Source organism: Stenotrophomonas sp. (genome assembly GCF_050737575.1).
Taxonomy (GTDB): Bacteria; Pseudomonadota; Gammaproteobacteria; order Xanthomonadales; family Xanthomonadaceae; genus Stenotrophomonas.
In genome coordinates, this window is sequence record NZ_JBOHXW010000006.1 from 76,635 (window position 1) to 94,295 (window position 17,661).

The following is a 17,661-nucleotide window of genomic DNA, read 5'->3' on the forward strand; positions in this document are numbered from 1 at the left end:
GGCTTCGCGCCAACCCTCACCCCAATCCCTCTCCCGGAGGAGAGGGGCTTAAAGCAACAGCCTTGGTAATACCCAAGCCCAAACGTCCGGCCCTCCGCGGACTCACGAAGCAGGCTTTCATACTCCTGGAACGCAAGGATGCCTTCAATGTCGATGCCCCCGCACTCACGTCTGATCAACGCTGCGGCAAAAGCAGCCCTTCGTCCTCTGGGCTGCGTGCAGAAGGGGCGCTCCAGAACCTGGCTGGACGACCATGGCTGGTGGGTCGGGGTAGTCGAGTTCCAGCCATCTTCATGGAGCAAAGGAAGCTATCTGAACGTTGGAGTGTGCTGGCTCTGGTACGAGAAGGACCACCTGTCATTCGATGACGGCTACCGGATCGAGACTTTCCAGGAGTTCCATAGTGAGGAACAGTACTTGCCGAAGGCGGAGTTCCTTGCCAAGCGTGCAGCCGAAGAAGTGATGGTGTTACGTCAGCGCTTTTCAACCACTTCGCATGTGCAGGCATGGCTTGCTCACAATCGCAGTACTTCGGTATGGAGCCTCTATCACAGAGCCGTTTCGGCGGGACTCTCTGGAGCACTCAACCAGAGCCGGCAGCTGTTTGGGCAGGTGATTGACGATCCACATGACGTGCCTTGGGCAATCACGCTCAAACAACGGTGCAAGGAGCTGCTGTGTCGCCTGGAAGAGGGCGCTGCATTTCAGGGGGAGGTTACGGATACCGTCAAGCGCACGAGATTGCGGTTGGGGCTCCCAGCGCTCGACGTTGGGATGGCGGAGCCTTTCAAGCTTGCATAGGCGCTTATCAGGTGCAGTGCGTGCTGCGTGACTATTGAGGAAACGGGGGCAGAGTGGAGTTTCAACCCTGAAGCAGCCAGTGCAGTCGTGCATCCTGCTCAGTGCCAAGCTTCCTCGTTTGTACTGGCAAGCCAATGCAAATGCCCATTGAAAAACAGAGGCCAATCTAGAGGCCGATTCTTATGAACCCCGACTCTGACCCCTGCTTTCTGCCCTGACGAACTGCACTGCACCAGCACAATCCTCGCCACGGCAATCTCGGAAAGAGGAGGGATTTCTGGGCAATAAAAAGTAAGCGTTCGTAGACATTTGATAGATGTCGCCGAACGCTTACTTTGAGCGCTGTCTCTTGGCGCAACGCAGGCACTTCTTTGCCGAGACGGACTCAGGCAACCGCTGATGCAACGCAGACATTGCTTTCCCGCAATGCACTGCATGCGTTGCTTTCAGCAGGCTCACGCCATCTGCACGATATGCAGTGCCTTCGGGTTGCGCCACGTTGCCAGCAGCGCCGCTTCGCGGGCCTTGGCTTCGTGCAGGTGCGCTTCCTTGACGTGGCCGTAGCCGCGGATGTGTTCGGGGATGCTGGCGATATCCACTGCCAGCGCCAAGCGACGTGCATCCAGCGAGTCGATCAGTTCCTGCAGGGTCTTCTCGTAATCCGTAATCAGCTGGCGCTCGCCACGGCGCTCTTCGGTGTAGCCGAAGAGGTCGAAGCGGCCGCCGCGCAGGCCCTTGAACTTGGCCAGCAGGCCGAAGGCCTTGAACATCCACGGGCCGTACTCCTTCTTCTGCAGCTGGCCCTGTTCGTCGCGCTTGGCGAACAGCGGCGGCGCGAGATGGAAACGTACCTGGTAGTTGCCTTCAAACTTCTCTGCCACGCGCTTGGCGAAGTCGCCGCTGGTGTACAGGCGGGCCACTTCGTACTCATCCTTGTACGCCATCAGCTTGAAGAAGTAGCGCGCCACCGATTCGGCCAATGCGGTGCTGCCCGGAATCGCCCGCTGCTCGGCGCTGCGCACCGCATCGACCAGCGTGCGGTAACGGTTGGCGTAGGCGGCGTCCTGGTAATCGGTGAGGAAGCTGCTGCGGCGGGCGATCAGTTCGTCCAGCGAGCGTGACAGGTGCGCGTCGTCCAGCGGTGCGAACGCGGCTTCGCCGTTGAGCACACTCGCTGCGGGCAGACCACGCACGTCCGGTTCGTTGTCCGGGTTGCGCGGTGCCGACGGCGCGCCGGCTTCGCTGCCTTCCCATTCGCCCGGCGGCAATTCCTGCAGCTTGCCCGGCGCACGCGCGGCGTCGGTGCTGGCATTGCGCACCAGACCGGCGGCCTGCTGCACCGCCTGCGGATCAATTGCAGCCAACCGGCCCCAGGCGAATGCGGTCTGGTTCATTGCCACGGCGGCGCCATTGAGTTCCACCGCACGCATCAGCGATTCCAGCGACAGCGGCACCAGCCCCTGCTGCCAGGCGAAGCCGAGGATGAAGAGGTTGGAGGCAATCGCATCGCCGAGCAGCGCGGTGGCCAGCTGGGTGGCGTCGAGCAGGATCGGGTCGCGGCCGCCGAGTGCCACTTTGACGCCGGCAATGATGTCGGCGGCCGGGAACTGCATGTCCGGGTGCGTGGTGAAGGTGCCGGGCATCGCTTCGTAGGTGTTGAGCACCACCTGCGTGCGCTCGCCGCGCACCTTGGACAGCGCCCAGTAGTCGTTGACCACCACCATGTCGCAGCCCAGCACCAGGTCGGCTTCACCGGCGGCGATACGCACCGCGTGGATGTCGGCCGGCGTGTTGGCGATGCGGATGTGCGTGGTGACTGCGCCACCCTTCTGCGCCAGACCGGTCTGGTCGAGCACGCTCGCGCCCTTGCCTTCCAGATGACCGGCCATGCCAAGCAACGCGCCGATGGTGACCACGCCGGTGCCACCGACGCCGGTGATCAGGATGTTCCAGGGCTGCGAGAAATCAGTGCGGAAGGTCGGCGCCGGCAGGTTATCGAGCAGGCTGGCGGCGTTGCTCTTCTGGCCCTTGCGCAGCTGGCCGCCGTGCACGGTGACGAAGCTCGGGCAGAAGCCCGTGGTGCAGGAGAAATCCTTGTTGCAGTTGGACTGGTCGATGTCGCGCTTGCGGCCGAACTCGGTTTCCTTCGGCAGCACCGACACGCAGAAACTCTTCTCGCCGCAATCGCCACAACCTTCACAGACCAGCGAGTTGATCATCGTGCGCTTGGGCGGATCGATCAGCTTGCCGCGCTTGCGGCGACGGCGTTTTTCGGTGGCGCAGGTTTGTTCGTAGATCAGGATGCTGGTGCCCTTCACCGTGCGCAGCTGCTTCTGCACGGCGTCCAGCTCGGCGCGGTCGTGGAACTCCACATCGCTGGGGAATTCATGGCGACGCGCCTTCCACTTGGCGATCTCGTCGGACAACACGACGATGGTGTACACGCCTTCCGAACGCATCTGGTGCGCGATCTGCGGCACCGTCAAGGTGCCGTCCACCGGCTGGCCGCCGGTCATCGCGACCGCATCGTTGTAAAGAATCTTGTAGGTGATGTTGACCCCGGCAGCGATGGCCTGGCGGATCGCCAAGGAGCCGCTGTGGAAGTAGGTGCCATCACCGAGGTTCTGGAACACATGCGCGGTGTCGGTGAACGACGCCTGGCCTGCCCAGGTGACACCTTCGCCGCCCATGTGGGTGAAGGTGTCGGTGTCGCGGTCCATCCACGTCACCATGTAATGGCAGCCGATGCCGGCCAGCGCACGCGAGCCTTCCGGCACATTGGTGGAGGTGTTGTGCGGGCAGCCGGAGCAGTAATGCGGCACGCGCGGGAACTGCGCGCGCGGCAAGGCCATTTCGGCTTCTTTTTCGTCCATCCAGCGCAGGCGCTGTTCGATGGATTCGGTATTGAAGAAGCGTTGGATGCGACGGCCAATCACGCCGGCAATGGTGGCGGGCGTGAGTTCGCCGGTGGACGGCAGAATCCATTCGCCCTGTTCGTCGTACTTGCCGACGATGGACGGACGCGCGCCCCAGTGGGTCGGCCAGTTGTAGAAGTATTCCTTCATCTGTCGCTCGATGAAGGCCTTCTTTTCCTCCACCACGACAATGTCTTCCAGGCCGCGCGCGAACGCGCCAATGCCCTGCGGCTCCAGAGGCCAGGTCATGCCGACCTTGTACACGCGGATGCCGATCTCGGCGCAGGCCTTTTCGTCCAGGCCCAGGTATTCCAGCGCCTGCAATACGTCCAGGTAACTCTTGCCGGTGGTGACGATGCCCAGCCGCGCGCGTGGCGAATCCATCACGACTTTGTCGATGCCGTTGGCGCGGGCAAACGCCTGCGCCGCCTTCACCGCGTAACGGTGCAGGCGCATTTCCTGCTCCATCGGCGGGTCCGGCCAACGGATGTTGAGACCGGCGGCCGGCATCTCGAAATCTTCCGGCAGGATGATCTGACGGGCGAATGGATTCACGTCCACCGACGCGGACGACTCCACTGTCTCGGCAATCGTCTTGAAGCCGATCCAGCGGCCGGTGTAGCGGCTCATCGCCCAGCCGACCAGACCCATGTCGAGGATGTCCTGCACGCCGGCCGGGTTCAGCACCGGCATCATCGCGCTGACGAATTCTTCTTCGCTGCCATGCGGCAGGGTCGAGCTGCGGCACGCGTGGTCATCGGCGGCCAGCGCCAATACGCCACCGTACTTCGAGGTGCCGGCGGCGTTGGCGTGTTTGAACACGTCGCCACAGCGGTCCACGCCCGGGCCCTTGCCGTACCACATGCCGAACACGCCATCGACGTTCGCGCCGGGGAACAGCGTGGTCTGCTGCGTGCCCCAGACCATGGTCGCGCCCAGGTCCTCGTTGAGGCCGGGCACGAACTTCACCTTGGCCGCTTCCAGATGCTTGCGCGCGCGCCACAGTTCCAGGTCAAAGCCACCCAGCGGTGAGCCGCGATAGCCGCTGACGAAGCCACCGGTGTTCAAGCCCGCTGCGATGTCGCGCTGCTGCTGCATCAACGGCAGCCGCACCAGCGCCTGCACGCCACTCAAATAAATGCGGCCATCGGTCCGCGTGTATTTGTGCTCCAGCGTGTAGTCGTGGTCGCGCACGCCGATCAGAGGCGTGTTGGCGGAAGCGGGCGAGGTGAGTTCGGCGGTACTGGTCATGGCTGGCCCATTACTGAAACGGCTGGCGGCAGGCACCGCACTGCGGCGCAGGCGGCGGTCGCGGATTGTACCAGCGCCGCTTTCATCACCCTGTAACGCAGTCGCGTCATGGGCTGGGAGCGGTTAGGATCAGCCACTTGGCTTGTCAACTGTTTCACGGGGATTGCAGTCATGGGGGTTATGAGGCGTGTGGCTGCCGGCACAGCGTTGCTGGTCGGTCTGGCTGTTTCGAATGTGCAGGCGCAAAGCCTGCCCAAGCTTGTCGAGTTCTACTTTGATGAAGACGCGGCTGCCAAGCCGATCCAAGCGGTGCCGCCGGAACAGGCGGACGCGGTGGATCAGCTGATGAAGCTGCGTGAGCGTGGCCGCAAGGGGGTTGAAGCCACGGCGCAGCTGGCGAGCATCGCCTACGGCGAAGGTCGCGATGAGCTGGGTGCCAAGCTGTACCAGGAGGCATTGGCGTCTGTGGTTGATACCTCGGCACAGGCGCGTGGCATCCGCTGGAACCAAGGCTGGGATCTGTATCGCCGGGGTGACGCCGAAGGCGCACTGGGCATGTGGCTGAAGGCGACCGAGAGCGTGCGTGGTAATCCGTCATGGATGCCGCAGACGCTGGCGCTGGCGTTGTGGAAGTTGGGCCGCAAGGACGAGGCCGTGAGCTGGTTCGCCGCTGCCGTGCGCACCGAGCCGGACCTGTGGCGCGATACGAGCCGCTTCGCGCAGTTGCTGCCGACATGGAAGGACGACGAGCGTGCCCAACTGGCCGAAGTACAGCAGGCATGGCTGGCCAATCCGCCAGCGTGGCCCTGAGTTGAAGGCCTGACGTCGCAGGGGTGCGGGTCAGGCCGGATGTTCTGCTTGGAACGGAATGAACGGAGAAGGGGTGTTGGTTCCTGCTCTTGCGTTGCTGTTGCTGCTTGGCTCGTCATTCCCGCCTGCGCGGGAATGATGAACGAAACTTCCAACGCCGCATCAGTACCGTCGTTCGACCGGACGGTCCCGCGTCCTCTCCCGAACCACATCGTCAGCACGCACCAGCATCCTTATCAGACTTAGGTCTGATGCCGATTCCATCGGCCCTTTCGGCAGTGCATGCTGGGGCCATGGCCTTCGACGCATTCGCATTGATATTAGCCATGCTCGCACTGGGCATGGTCTTCGCACGTTTCCGCACCTTCCCGGACAACGCCGCCGACACCCTCAACAAAGTGGTGCTCTACGTGTGCCTGCCGGCGGCGGTGCTCACCTACGTGCCCCGGCTGCAGTTGGACGTGTCGCTGGTCGGCATCATCGCCACGCCGTGGTTGTTGATGCTGCTCACGCTGGTACTGGTCAGCCTGGCCACCCGCATCTTTGGATTCGAGCGGCAGGTGCATGCGGTGCTGTTGCTGTGCGTGGCGCTCACCAATTCCAGCTTCATCGGCTACCCGATGGTGCGCGCGTTGCTCGGCGACCACGCCTTGCCCTACGCCGTGGTCTACGACCAGTTCGGCACTTTCGTGATGCTATCGACCTTTGGTTTGTACGTGCTGGCGCGTTACAGCGGCGACACGCCGCCGACCACCGCGCAGATCCTGCTGCGCATTCTCAAATTCCCACCGCTGTGGGCGCTGGTATTTGCGGTGACGTTGATGCCGGCCGCGCCGCCGTCGTGGATGGCATCGGCATTGAAAAACCTGGCCGATGCGATGTTGCCGCTGGTGATGCTGGCAGTCGGTTTGACCATCCAGCTGCGTTTGTCACGCGCGGAGTTGGCACCGCTGTCGGTTGGCCTGCTGCTCAAGCTGGTGCTGCTGCCGGCGGCGGCGATTCCGTTGTCGCTGGCCTTTGGGCTGCAGGGCGAAATGCTGCGGGTCAACGTGCTGGAAACCGCCATGCCGACCATGATCACCGCCGCCGCGCTGGCCATTTCGCACCGGCTGGCACCCCGTTTGGCTGCTGCGATGGTCGGCTACGGCATCGTGCTGTCGCTGGTCACCTTGCCGGCCTGGGTGTGGGTGCTGGGAACGCTGTCGTGATGGCATCCACGGCCTGACCGTGGCAGGGTCATTGCCCAGTCCAGGGAGGCGACGGCGATGAAGAACAGGCAGTGGATTGTCGGTTGCGTGGCCGCGATGGCGGCCGTGGGTTCCTTCAATGCGATTGCGGCAAGCGCGCCTGCGCCGGCCACGCAATCGGCAGTCGCCGGGGATGTTGATCTTTACGCGACGCTGTTGGAGCGGGCGCGAGCTGTGGCAGCCAGCGGCCAGCCACTGGATTTGCTGGTTGCATCGCGGTTGGCGCTTCCTTCAGAGCTGCCCGCGCAACCCGCCGCGTCAACTTCACCGGGCCAAAGCGATGCATGGCTGGACGAAGCAATACGCCTCGGCAGCGACCAGCCGACGATTGCCCGCGCCGCCGTGACCCGTTGCCTGGGTGGAGGCAGCTGCGATATTCCCGCTGCGATCCAGACCCTGCAGACGCGGGAGTCGGATGAAGTCGTTGCGCAGCTGTTGTTGTGGCGGCTGCATGTAGCCAAGGGCGATACCGAGGCCGCAGACAAGGCTTGGATACGCGCCACGCAGGCGACGCGCTATGTGGATGATTACGCGGAAGGCGTGGCGTTGATGGATCGCGCTACCCGTGGCGGGCAGTGGTCGGCACCTCCCGCCGGTTCCTTTCAAGGCAAGCCCGTCGACGGCGAGACGTCACGCAGCATCGCGGTGTTCGCATTGGCAGCAGCGACCTGGATGCCCGGGCTTGTGGATGCCCATCGGCAGTGCCCGGCCAACGCTGTGGCCGAACAGCGCCAGCAATGCCGTCAGCTGTTCACGACGATGGCCAACAGCAGCTCGACAGTTGCCGTCAGCCTCGGCATCGCGAGGATGATTGACCTCAGCGATGGGCCGGCAGAACGCCAGAACTGGGAAGCTCGTAAACGCGAACTGGCATGGCTGTCCACGCGCTCGGTGGAACTGTTGTCGGGTGGACACAATGACGCGTCACGGGTGAGCCTGAGTGATTACCTGCAATGGGTCGGCGAAGCGGGGGAGTTGCCCGCGACGCGCCGACTGCTGGCCCGCAACGATGTCGCGGCACAACAGCCGGCCGGCTGGGAGCCCCCACGAATCACCCAGTGACTGCGTCGGGGTAGTGTGCGTTGCAGTTGTACAGGACAGGGAGTCGCATGCCGGCCTGAAGCCCACGGGCGTACGATTGCCTCCAAATCAACGTGGCTCTGGGGAGAGTTCGGATGATGCGTTGTCTGGGGATGCTGGGGCTGCTGTTCGTACTGACCGCATGCGGACCAAGGATAGACAAGGACTTCACCCAAGCCTTCGTGGATGCCAACCGGGGGTTGGAGGACGATGCGTGGTCGGCGGCTTATTCGCCGGAGATGAAGTTGCTCGCGGTCGGGCGTGAATCGGGTCGGCTGGAAGTGTGGGACACGCGCAAGAAAGATGCCCGCATCACGATGGACGCACATGAGCTGCGCGTGCAGGACATCACCTTCGGCGTTGACGACGGCATCGTGATCTCGCGCTCGGCCAGCGGCAATGTGGCCTTCGACGAGATCGTGCAGTTGGAGAATGGGCCGAAAGTGTGGGATGCCGGCAGTGGCGAACTGCTGGTCGCCTTCGGCCAGGAACATTGGGCGCCGGGTGCCATGTCGGCGACGCCGCTGCCGGGCCTGTACCTGTTCGCCAGTTATGACGAGTTGTACATCTACGACCACAGCAAGCGCGCGTTGGTTGGTCAGCCGCTGCAACTGGAGGGCGACGGCGGTATCCGCGCCATTGATTGGGACGCCACCTCCGGCAGGATCGTCGCCGGCACCGACAAGGGCGTGATTGTCCTGTTGGGGCTGCATCGCGATGAGCGTGGTGCACGCCTGGAAGTGCTGCAGCGGCACGCGCCGCATGGGGTGGGTCCGCGCAACGATATTCTGTCGGTGATGTTGCTCGACGAAGGCACCCGGCTGGTCACGGTGCAGTATTCGCCGGAGAAGGCACAGGCGATGGCGGAGACGGTTCCCCCGCTGTATCGCGGTCAGCAACACGAAACCGTGCGCTGGAATCTGGCCAACTGGCAGCGTGAGCATGTGTACTCGACGCAGTTGATCGGCGTGCATCAGGCCAGCTTTACCCGCGGCGAAGACTGGCTGGTGCTGGCCGGTGTCGCCGGCGGTACGGCGCGGGTGGAAGGCAAGGTGGAGTTGGTGGACCTGCGCAGCGGCGTGGCGTGGCGCTACAAGGCCAATACCACGCACGCCACGGCGGTACTGTTGCCGCAGACCCGCGAAGGCCTGGTGCTGCAGAACGGCCGGGCCACGCGCATCAAGTATCTGGACCAGAGCGAAAGCGTGCCGTGGTCCGCACCGCGCTGAGTGGGGTGACTTCACTCCGTTGAGATGATTGCCGCCTCGGCGGGAGACCTCCCGCCGAGGTGATGCCGGCTCAATCTGACGGCACCGTGCGCTCGCGTGCCCAGTCGCGCAGGCCTTTCGGCCATCAGCAGCGCGGTATCCAACGGTTTGTGTTCGGCCTCCTCGCGCAGCATCTTCAGCAATGCGTTGGCATCGGGCAGGCGCGGGTTGAAGTGCGCGGCCAACGCTTCCAGCTCCGGCGGCAGTTCGACCTTGGCGCCGACCAGCACCAGCACGTGCGGCTGGCTGTGGCGGCGCTGAAGGATGCCGCGCTGGTCGGCGTCCTGGATCATCTGCAGCACCGAGCTGGCATCGGGCGGGCCAACCGCAGCGCAGCGGCCACTTCCTCACTCGATGACTACCTTTGGCGATGCGCCGCGGTGTACGCTGCGGACAGGTTCAGCGGAAGCGAGGCGTGCATGAAGACGATCCTGGTAGCCGGCTCCAAAGGCGGTGTCGGCAAGACCACCATCGCCACCCATCTGGCTGCGCAATCGGCCTTGTCCGGCAAGGCCACGGTGATCGCCGACGCCGATCCTCAAGGCTCCAGCACGCGCTGGGCACAGCGGCGCTCCATGTTGGACAGCGCCGTGCTGCCGGTGGACGTGCACCGCAAGAAGAACTGGGAAAAGCTCATTCCCGATGGTGCCGAGCAGGTCATCATCGACGCCCCGGCCGGTGCTTACGGCGACGACCTGGAGCGTTTCCTGGACCTGGCCGACGCGGTGGTGGTGCCGGTGCTGCCTTCGGCGCTGGACATTGAAGCCATCGTCGGCTTCCTCAACAGTCTGTCCAAGATCAAGCGCGTGCATTCGCGTGCGTTGCCGGTGGGCCTGGTGCTCAACCGCACCAAACCATGGACGCAAACCTCGCAACAGGCCCAGCAGATGCTGGCGCAGTGGCCGTATGACGTTGTCGCGCAACTGCGTGACAGCCAGAGTTACGTGGTGATGGTCGGGCTGGGACGCAGTCTGTTCGACTATCACTCCGCCCAGGTACGCGAGCACCAGCAGGATTGGGACCCGCTACTCAAATGGTTGAACAAGGTCTGACAGGAGTACTACCCACCCATGCGCGAACTGATCTTGCTGCGGCATGCCCATGCCGAACCGGCCGACAATGGCCAAGCCGATATCGACCGACCGCTCTCCCCGCACGGGTTGGCCGAGGCCGAAGCCGCCGGCCGCTGGCTGCACGAGCAGCGGCTGGTCCCGGACCGGGTGCTGTGCTCACCGGCACGACGCGCCCGCGAAACGTTGGAAGCGGTGCTCAGCCTCACCGGCTATGTGGAGCAGCGCCTGGAGGAGCGTATCTACGACGCGGCGCCCGGCACCTTGGCGGCCCTGCTGGACGAACACCGCGAAGTCGAGCGGGTGTTGGTGGTAGGCCACAACCCTGGTCTGGAACAACTGGTGGCGCTGATGCACAGCGGCCAGTCCGGCGATTACCGTGGCATGCCGCCGGGTGCGGTGGCGGTGCTGTCACTGCCGATGGACGCGGCGATTGAGCCCGGGATTGCCCGTTTGGCAGCCTTCTGGTGGCCGTAAGCGCATGGCAGCAGTACGGGGGATGTTGCTGCTGATGGTGTGGGCATTGGCGGGGGAGGCGTTTGCCAAACCTCCGCCGGTGCCCCCCCAGATTGATACGGCGCGCTCGCACTTTGGCTTTGAGATACGCACCCGGTTCGGTCAAAAAATAGAAGGAAACTTCCCGCGCTTCGAGGCGTTGAGCACGCAGCTGCCCGATGGCCGCCACCAGGTGCGGCTGCGGATGTATGCGCAATACGTGGAAATTCCGAACAAGCCCCGCTACACCACATGGATGCGGGGCGAGGATTTCTTCGACGTGGCGCGTTACCCGCTTATCGAATTCCAGTCCGATCCGTACGCGCCGGAGGTGATCACACAGGGCGGAGCGGTCGAAGGCTGGCTGACCATTCGTGGCATCAGTCGCCGTGAAACACTGCGTCTGGCAGAACCTGAATGTGCAAGGCCCGGCTATGATTGCGACCTTGTCAGCCGAGGTACCGTCCTGCGCGGTCGTTACGGCATGGACAGCTGGCAGATGGCTTTAGGTGATCGAGTGACCTTTATCTTGCGTACGCGCCTTACCGGCGCACCTCATCCGTGAATCCGGCCGCGCGGCTTTTGCTGCTGCTTGCAGTGCTGTTGGCCGGTGGCTGCGCGTCGCTGTCGCCGCAGCAGCGTGCGCGCGCCGAAGGCATTGCGGTATCGGCCCGTTCGACCACGGTGGAGTGCACGCAGCCGGACCGCTGCGCGCTGGATTCGCCGTTGCGGGCGCTGGGCGGCCGTGCCATGGCCGAATCCACCGAACAGGTGCCGCGCCATTACGCCACCATCCTTGATGAGGGCGAGCTGTCGCTGGTGGCCCGGCTGAACCTGCTGCGCAGTGCCACCCGCAGCATCGACCTGCAGACCTACATTTTCGACACCGACGACAGTGCGCGCTTGGTGATCGACGAATTGCTGGCCGCCGCCCGGCGCGGGGTCAAGGTGCGGGTGCTGATCGACCAGTTGTCAGCGATCTCCGATGTGCAGATGCTCGGTGCCTTGTCCGGCGCGCACGCCAATTTCGAGTTGCGCGTTTACAACCCGACCTTCGGCAAGGCCAAGCTCAATTACCTGGACTATGTCGGCAGCGTGTTGTGCTGCTTCCGTCGTTTCAATCAGCGCATGCACAACAAGCTGCTGGTGATTGATGACGTGATTGGCGTGGTCGGTGGCCGCAACTATCAAGACGACTATTACGACTGGGATCGCGAGTACAACTTCCGCGACCGCGACGTGATCGTGGCCGGGCCGGAAGCGCGCGAGATGGCCACCAACTTCCAGGCGTTCTGGGAAGCGCGGCGCAGTGTGCCGGCCGAGCGCCTGAATGATGTCGGCAAGACATTGCTGCGCGGGGGCGTGCCGGCCATGCCCGACGCCGCGTTCCGCAACCCCGATCGTATTGAACGGGTGGAGGCCGAAGCCTCCGATGCCGAGTTCATCAGCCGCGAGTTTGTTGATACGGCGCTGCCTGTGAAGTCGGTGAGCTACGTCGCCGACCTGCCGCGCAAGCACCGCAATGAACCCGAAGACGAACCGTTGGATGGACAGCACCTCACCGAGCCGACGCTGGATGCCCTGATCGCCTCGGCGCAGAGTGAAGTGCTGCTGCAGACGCCGTACCTGGTGTTGTCCAAGCCGGCGCAGACGTTGTTCAAGGACCTGCGCAAGCGCGCCGCGCCGCCGCGCGTGGTGGTCTCCACCAACAGCCTGGCCGCGACCGACAACCCGGTGGTCTACGCGCTGTCGTACAAGTACAAGCGCCGCAATCTGCGCGAGCTGGGCTTCAACATCTACGAGTACAAACCATTCCCGCTGGATGCGCCGGTGGACTACCAGAAGCTGGTGTCGGCGCCGTTGGGCGACGTGGGCAAGGACACCTCGCGCAACCGCGTGATCGGCGGCAGCGCGGCCGGCAGCAACGTGCGCGGCAGTGGCTCGGGTCGCAGATCCACGCCGGGTGGCAGTGAGGTGGAGCGCGATGTGCTGCGTACCGAAACCCGGCCATCGTTCCTGAGCACGCGCCCGGCCAACCGACCGGTGCCGGTGACCCGCGCCGGTGCGCGTATGGGCCTGCATGCCAAGTCGCTGGTGGTGGACCGCCGCATTGGCGTGATCGGCACCCACAACTTCGACCCGCGCAGCGAGAACTACAACACCGAAGGCGCGGTGATCATCGACGACCCGGTGTTCGCCGAGCAGCTGGCGCAAAGCATCCTGCGCGATGTTCACCCCGACAACTCCTGGGTGGTGGCGCCACGGCAGAAAGCGATGGTGTTCTCCGGCCTCAATTACAGCCTGGGCAAGGCGTCCGAAGCACTGCCGGTGCTCGACTTCTGGCCCTGGCGCTATGCCACCGATTACGAATTCCAGCCGGGCCCGGACTGCCGAACGCCGCTGCGACGGCAGGATCCGCGCTTCCACGACTGCTACAGCGCCGTCGGCGATTTTCCTGAAGTGGATGTCGGCCCGAAATGGTTGCTGGTACGCATGCTGACCGCCTTCGGCGCCGGCCTCGTCCCCATTCTGTAAGCGCGTCTTTCATCCCCCGAACAGGTCATACGCATGTCCCGAGTATTCCGCGAACCGGTCGATCTGCAGCAGGTCAATGCACTCAGCCGTGGCACGTTGATCGACCACCTTGGCATTGTTTTCACCGCTGCCGGTGACGACTGGATCCAAGCCACGATGCCGGTGGACGAACGCACCCGCCAACCGTATGGCCTGCTGCACGGCGGCGCCTCGGTGGTGCTGGCCGAAACCCTGGGCAGCAGCGCCGGCAATCTGTGCGTGGACCCGGCAAGCCAGGTCTGCGTGGGCTTGGAGATCAACGCCAATCACCTGCGTGCCGCCCGCGAAGGCGTGGTCACCGGCACCGCCCGCGCGCTGCATGTGGGCCGCACCACGCAGGTGTGGGAGATCCGCATCGAGAACGAAGCCGGCAAGCCGGTGTGCATTTCGCGGTTGACGTTGGCGGTCGTGGCGATGGCGTGAGGGCAGGGCGGTGTGGGTTGAGGCAATGCGCCTCAGCGCGTCGTTGGGGTAATCGCGATCAGTGGCGACACCGCTCCGGGGATTGCTCCCGCGCTTTCGCACGTATCACCCATGACGACGTACGTGCTGCTTCCCTCTGCGCTCAGCTCACCCGCACTTTTCCCTCACTCCTGGCCTTTACCCAGCGCGCCAATGCCGCCGCTGGCAACGCCGGAGTGAAGTGAAAGCCCTGTGCGATGTGGTAACCCTGCGCGCCCAACAGCTGCAGTTGTTCAGCGTTTTCCACGCCCTCGGCCACCACTTTCAGGCGCAGGCTGTGGCCAATGTGGGCAATGGCCTGGGTCAAGGTGCTGGTGACGCTGTCGTGGGCCATGTCGTGGACGAAGCTGCGGTCGAGCTTGAGTTCACTGATCGGCAATTGGCGCAGGTAGCTCAGGCTGGAATAGCCGGTGCCGAAGTCGTCCATCGACAGCCGCACGCCCAGTGCGTGTACCTCGCGCAGCGTGCGCAAGGTGTTTGGGTCGGCGTCGAGCAATACGTTCTCGGTGATCTCCAAGGTCAGGTCTGCGGCGGCGAGTGATTCCTCGCGCAGGATCCGTTCGATGGTGTCCGGCAAGGCCGGGTTGTGGAAGTTGGTCGGCGAAAGATTGACCGAAATCGACGGCACGACCAGGCCTTGCCGACGCCAGTTGCTGAGCTGGTGGCAGGCTTCCTTCAACGCCCACAAACCCAGTTGCCCGATCAATCCGCTTTCCTCGGCCAACGGGATGAAACGCACCGGCGATACATCGCCCAGCCGGGCGTGGGTCCAGCGGGCGAGGGCTTCGACGCTGTGCACGCGGCCGCTGGCGATGTCGATCTGCGGCTGGTAATGCAGTTGCAGCTGGTCCTGATCCAGCGCTTCGCGCAGAGCGGTTTCCATGCCCAGGCGTTCCTGCGCGCTGCGGTCCATTTCGCTGCTGTAAAAACGCGCGTGGCTGCGGCCGCTGTGCTTGGCCTGGTACATGGCCATGTCGGCGTGATGCAACAGGCTTTCCATGTCGCAACCGTCATCGGGAAACACGCTGATGCCGATGCTGGCCGACGGCCGTATTTCCACGTCGCCCAACTGCAGGGGTTGCCCCAGTGCGCGCAGGATGTGTTCGCTGCGCTCGCCGGCGGTTTGGCCGTCACAGGAGGTGAGCACCGCCACGAATTCGTCGCCGGACAAGCGCCCAACGATATCCATCGGCCCGGTTTCCTGCTGCAGCCGCCGCGCCACGGTGCGCAGCAGTTCGTCGCCGCCGGGATGGCCGAAGGAATCGTTGACTTGTTTGAAGCGGTCCAGGTCGATGAACAACATCGCCAGCGAGTCGCTGCGATGGGCGGCGGCGGTAATCGCGTTGTCGGCCTGTGCATGCAGCAGGCTGCGGTTGGGTAGCCCGGTGAGGTCGTCGTAGAACGCTAGCCGGCGGATGCGGTTGCGCGCTTCCTCGCGCTCCAGCGCCAGCGCGCACAGGTGCACGATCACTTCGACCAAGCGGCGATGGAACGTGTCCGGGTCGTGCGGTTGCCGGTAGTAGAACGCGAACGTGCCCAGCACGCGGCCATCGCTGGCCTTGATCGGCGTGGACCAGCACGCGGCCAGACCATGCTGCAGGGCGAAATGGCTGATGCCTTCCCAGTTCGGGTCGTTGGCGATGTCGCGCGACAGCACCGGCTCGCCGCTGTAGGCAGCACTGCCACAGCTGCCGCAACGCGGGCCGATCACCAAACCATCGACCCGCTTGCTGTAGGCGTCGGGCAGGCTGGGCGCGGCCAGCGTGCGCAGCTTGCCGTCCTCCAGCCGCAGCACCGAGCACAACACCTGTGGCGCGATGCGTTCCACTTCCAGACACATCTGCTGCATCAGCTCGACGGTGGGCACCTCGCGCACCATCGCGTCGAGCATCTTGTGCTGCAGCACCTCGTGCACCTTGGTGCGGGTGATGTCCATCAGCACGATGACCAGGTTCGACAGCGCGCCGTAGTCGTCGAAGATCGGGTTGGTGCTGACCGAGCACCACAGCGGTTGGCCATTCTTGCGGTACACGCGTTCGTCGGCCTGGATGGGGCGGCCGGCGCTCAGGCGCGAGGCATAGGACGCCACATGGGCCGACGAATAGCCGTCCGGCGCCAACAAGGCCGGCACGTAGTGGCCCAGCGCTTCGGCATCGACAAAGCCGAACAAGCGGCGGAAGCCCTTGTTCAAATGCACGATGCGGCCCTTGGCATCGGTGATCAGCACCGCGCTCTGGGTTTCGTCGAAGCCCAGCGACAGCAGCCGTTCGCGGGCCTGGGTCATGCGCCGCGCGGTGACATCGGTGACCAGCGCCATGCGGATGTCGCGGCCCGCGCTGTGGATCTGCGACAGGGTCACGCTGATCCAACAATGGCCGCCGTCCTTGCGGATCAACTGGATGTCGTGCGGTGACTGCACCAGCTCCTGTACCCGGTTGCTGTCACCGGGATAGATGCGGGTGTCGTAGCGCTCGCGCATGGACATCGGTGCCAGCACGCCCAAGTTCTGTCCCAGCACATCCTTGCGCTGCCAACCGGAGATCGCCTCCATGGCGTGGTTGAAGTACAGGATGCTGTTGCTTTCGTCGAACAGGATCACCCCGTTGCCGATCTGCTCCAACGCTGTGGAAAAGAACTGCAGCATGTCTTCTGTCGACGACAACAGCTGCCGGTCCATCGTTCGCCCCCTTGGCTTAGACGTTCACTTTTACACCTTATTGCGTCCCTGCGGTGTGTAGCTGGTGTCAGCGCACAGGGGTCACTGCCTGCCAACAGCGTGCGCAGCCGTACGTTTCCGGGTCGGTGCCGTGGCGGCGGGTGGCTGCGATATCGCGCTGGCGGAAGCCTGACCGCATCCGGTATCGTGCGCGCATGAATTCCCCCCGTCCCGCCCGCCAGGGCGGTGTGGCTCGCGTGTTTCGTTACCTGTACCGCGTCCCGCTGTTGCTGGTGCACATCGTCCTGTTCTTGCCGCTGATCCTGCTGCTGATGCTGCCGCCGTTCGGGCGCATGGGCGGGCCTGCCGACCCCCTGGAACACCGGGTGGTGCGCTGGTGGTCGAGTGGTTTGATGTGGCTGTTTGGTTTCCGTCTGCACCGCTACGGCCAGCCGTTGCGTGGGCCAGTGCTGTTTGTGGCCAATCACGTGGGCTGGGTGGACATCTGCATGGTCCACAGCCAGCAGATGGTCGGCTTCGTGGCCAAGCGCGAGATCGCTGAATGGCCGGTTGTGGGTTGGGTCGCCAGCCGTGGCCACACCATCTATCACCAGCGCGGCAACACCGAGTCGCTGGGCGGGGTGATGGAGGAAATGGTCAAGCGCCTGCAGGAGCAGCGCCCGGTGGCGGTGTTCCCGGAAGGCCGCACCCGTGGGGGTCAGGAAGTGGGACCGTTCCACGCACGCATCTTCCAGGCGGCGGTAGAAACCAACGTGCCGGTGCAGCCCATCGCGTTGCGCTACGGCGAGCGCGGCAACGCGCAGACGCTGGTTGCGTTTGCGCCGGGAGAGAGCTTCTTCGGCAACTTCCTGCGGCTGCTCGGCGAAGCGCCGCGTCGCGCGGAAGTGCATTTCCTGGAGCCGATCAGCGGCTCGGATATGGAAGGCCGCCGCCGCATCGCGGAAACCGCGCGTGCGCGTATCGTGGCGGTGATGGAAGGGCCATAAGGGCATGGCGATGGTCAACGTCGCA

General features: G+C 64.2%; 13 protein-coding genes and 1 pseudogene. 11 read left to right on the forward strand and 3 right to left on the reverse strand.

What is annotated here, in order from left to right; all coding sequences use genetic code 11:
- The first annotated feature begins 147 nt into the window (after nucleotides 1-147).
- Complete coding sequence (locus ACREP4_RS12610; RefSeq protein ID WP_431596542.1) at nucleotides 148-801, forward strand: DUF4304 domain-containing protein; 654 nt, start codon at nucleotides 148-150, stop codon at nucleotides 799-801.
- A 455-nt stretch (nucleotides 802-1,256) separates the two neighbouring features.
- On the opposite strand, the gene ACREP4_RS12615 is transcribed toward ACREP4_RS12610, so the two are convergent.
- Nucleotides 1,257-4,967: an indolepyruvate ferredoxin oxidoreductase family protein gene (locus ACREP4_RS12615; protein ID WP_431596543.1), complete on the reverse strand. Its 3,711-nt coding sequence runs from the start codon at nucleotides 4,965-4,967 to the stop codon at nucleotides 1,257-1,259.
- A 180-nt stretch (nucleotides 4,968-5,147) separates the two neighbouring features.
- Here ACREP4_RS12615 and ACREP4_RS12620 point away from each other — a divergent pair, with 180 nt between their 5' ends.
- From ACREP4_RS12620 to ACREP4_RS12635, 4 genes are all read left to right on the forward strand, one after another.
- Nucleotides 5,148-5,777 (forward strand): tetratricopeptide repeat protein, encoded by a 630-nt coding sequence (locus ACREP4_RS12620; RefSeq protein WP_431596697.1) that lies wholly within the window; start codon nucleotides 5,148-5,150, stop codon nucleotides 5,775-5,777.
- Nucleotides 5,778-6,070: 293 nt separating this feature from the next.
- Nucleotides 6,071-6,985, forward strand: coding sequence for an AEC family transporter (locus ACREP4_RS12625; RefSeq protein ID WP_431596544.1), 915 nt, complete (start codon nucleotides 6,071-6,073; stop codon nucleotides 6,983-6,985).
- Nucleotides 6,986-7,042: 57 nt separating this feature from the next.
- Nucleotides 7,043-8,086, forward strand: a complete 1,044-nt coding sequence (locus ACREP4_RS12630; protein ID WP_431596545.1) for a hypothetical protein — start codon at nucleotides 7,043-7,045, stop codon at nucleotides 8,084-8,086.
- A 113-nt stretch (nucleotides 8,087-8,199) separates the two neighbouring features.
- Nucleotides 8,200-9,333, forward strand: a complete 1,134-nt coding sequence (locus tag ACREP4_RS12635; RefSeq protein ID WP_431596546.1) for a hypothetical protein — start codon at nucleotides 8,200-8,202, stop codon at nucleotides 9,331-9,333.
- Between the two features lie 152 nt (nucleotides 9,334-9,485).
- On the opposite strand, the pseudogene ACREP4_RS12640 reads toward ACREP4_RS12635, so the two are convergent.
- Nucleotides 9,486-9,695, reverse strand: a pseudogene (locus ACREP4_RS12640) (AAA family ATPase); the annotation flags it as partial.
- A 96-nt stretch (nucleotides 9,696-9,791) separates the two neighbouring features.
- Here ACREP4_RS12640 and ACREP4_RS12645 point away from each other — a divergent pair.
- Genes ACREP4_RS12645 through ACREP4_RS12665 form a run of 5 tightly spaced genes read left to right on the forward strand, consistent with a single transcriptional unit; the run spans nucleotide 9,792 to nucleotide 13,934 of the window.
- On the forward strand, nucleotides 9,792-10,424 hold the full coding sequence (locus ACREP4_RS12645; protein WP_431596547.1) for an AAA family ATPase: 633 nt from the start codon (nucleotides 9,792-9,794) through the stop codon (nucleotides 10,422-10,424).
- A gap of 18 nt (nucleotides 10,425-10,442) precedes the next feature.
- Complete coding sequence (locus ACREP4_RS12650; protein ID WP_431596548.1) at nucleotides 10,443-10,919, forward strand: SixA phosphatase family protein; 477 nt, start codon at nucleotides 10,443-10,445, stop codon at nucleotides 10,917-10,919.
- Between the two features lie 34 nt (nucleotides 10,920-10,953).
- On the forward strand, nucleotides 10,954-11,502 hold the full coding sequence (locus ACREP4_RS12655; protein ID WP_431596698.1) for a YceI family protein: 549 nt from the start codon (nucleotides 10,954-10,956) through the stop codon (nucleotides 11,500-11,502).
- Nucleotides 11,499-13,472: a phospholipase D family protein gene (locus tag ACREP4_RS12660; protein ID WP_431596549.1), complete on the forward strand. Its 1,974-nt coding sequence runs from the start codon at nucleotides 11,499-11,501 to the stop codon at nucleotides 13,470-13,472. The genes ACREP4_RS12655 and ACREP4_RS12660 overlap by 4 nt, the downstream gene beginning before the upstream one ends.
- 33 nt (nucleotides 13,473-13,505) lie before the next feature.
- The gene (locus tag ACREP4_RS12665) at nucleotides 13,506-13,934 is read left to right on the forward strand and encodes a hotdog fold thioesterase (protein ID WP_431596550.1); all 429 of its coding nucleotides are present in this window, start codon (nucleotides 13,506-13,508) and stop codon (nucleotides 13,932-13,934) included.
- Between the two features lie 142 nt (nucleotides 13,935-14,076).
- Here the strand turns inward: ACREP4_RS12665 and ACREP4_RS12670 are convergent, their stop codons facing one another.
- Nucleotides 14,077-16,650, reverse strand: coding sequence for an EAL domain-containing protein (locus ACREP4_RS12670; protein ID WP_431596551.1), 2,574 nt, complete (start codon nucleotides 16,648-16,650; stop codon nucleotides 14,077-14,079).
- Between the two features lie 194 nt (nucleotides 16,651-16,844).
- On the opposite strand from ACREP4_RS12670, the gene ACREP4_RS12675 reads away from it, so the two are divergent.
- Entirely contained in the window at nucleotides 16,845-17,636 is a 792-nt protein-coding gene (locus ACREP4_RS12675) for a lysophospholipid acyltransferase family protein (RefSeq protein WP_431596552.1), read from the forward strand.
- The last annotated feature ends 25 nt before the right edge of the window (nucleotides 17,637-17,661 follow it).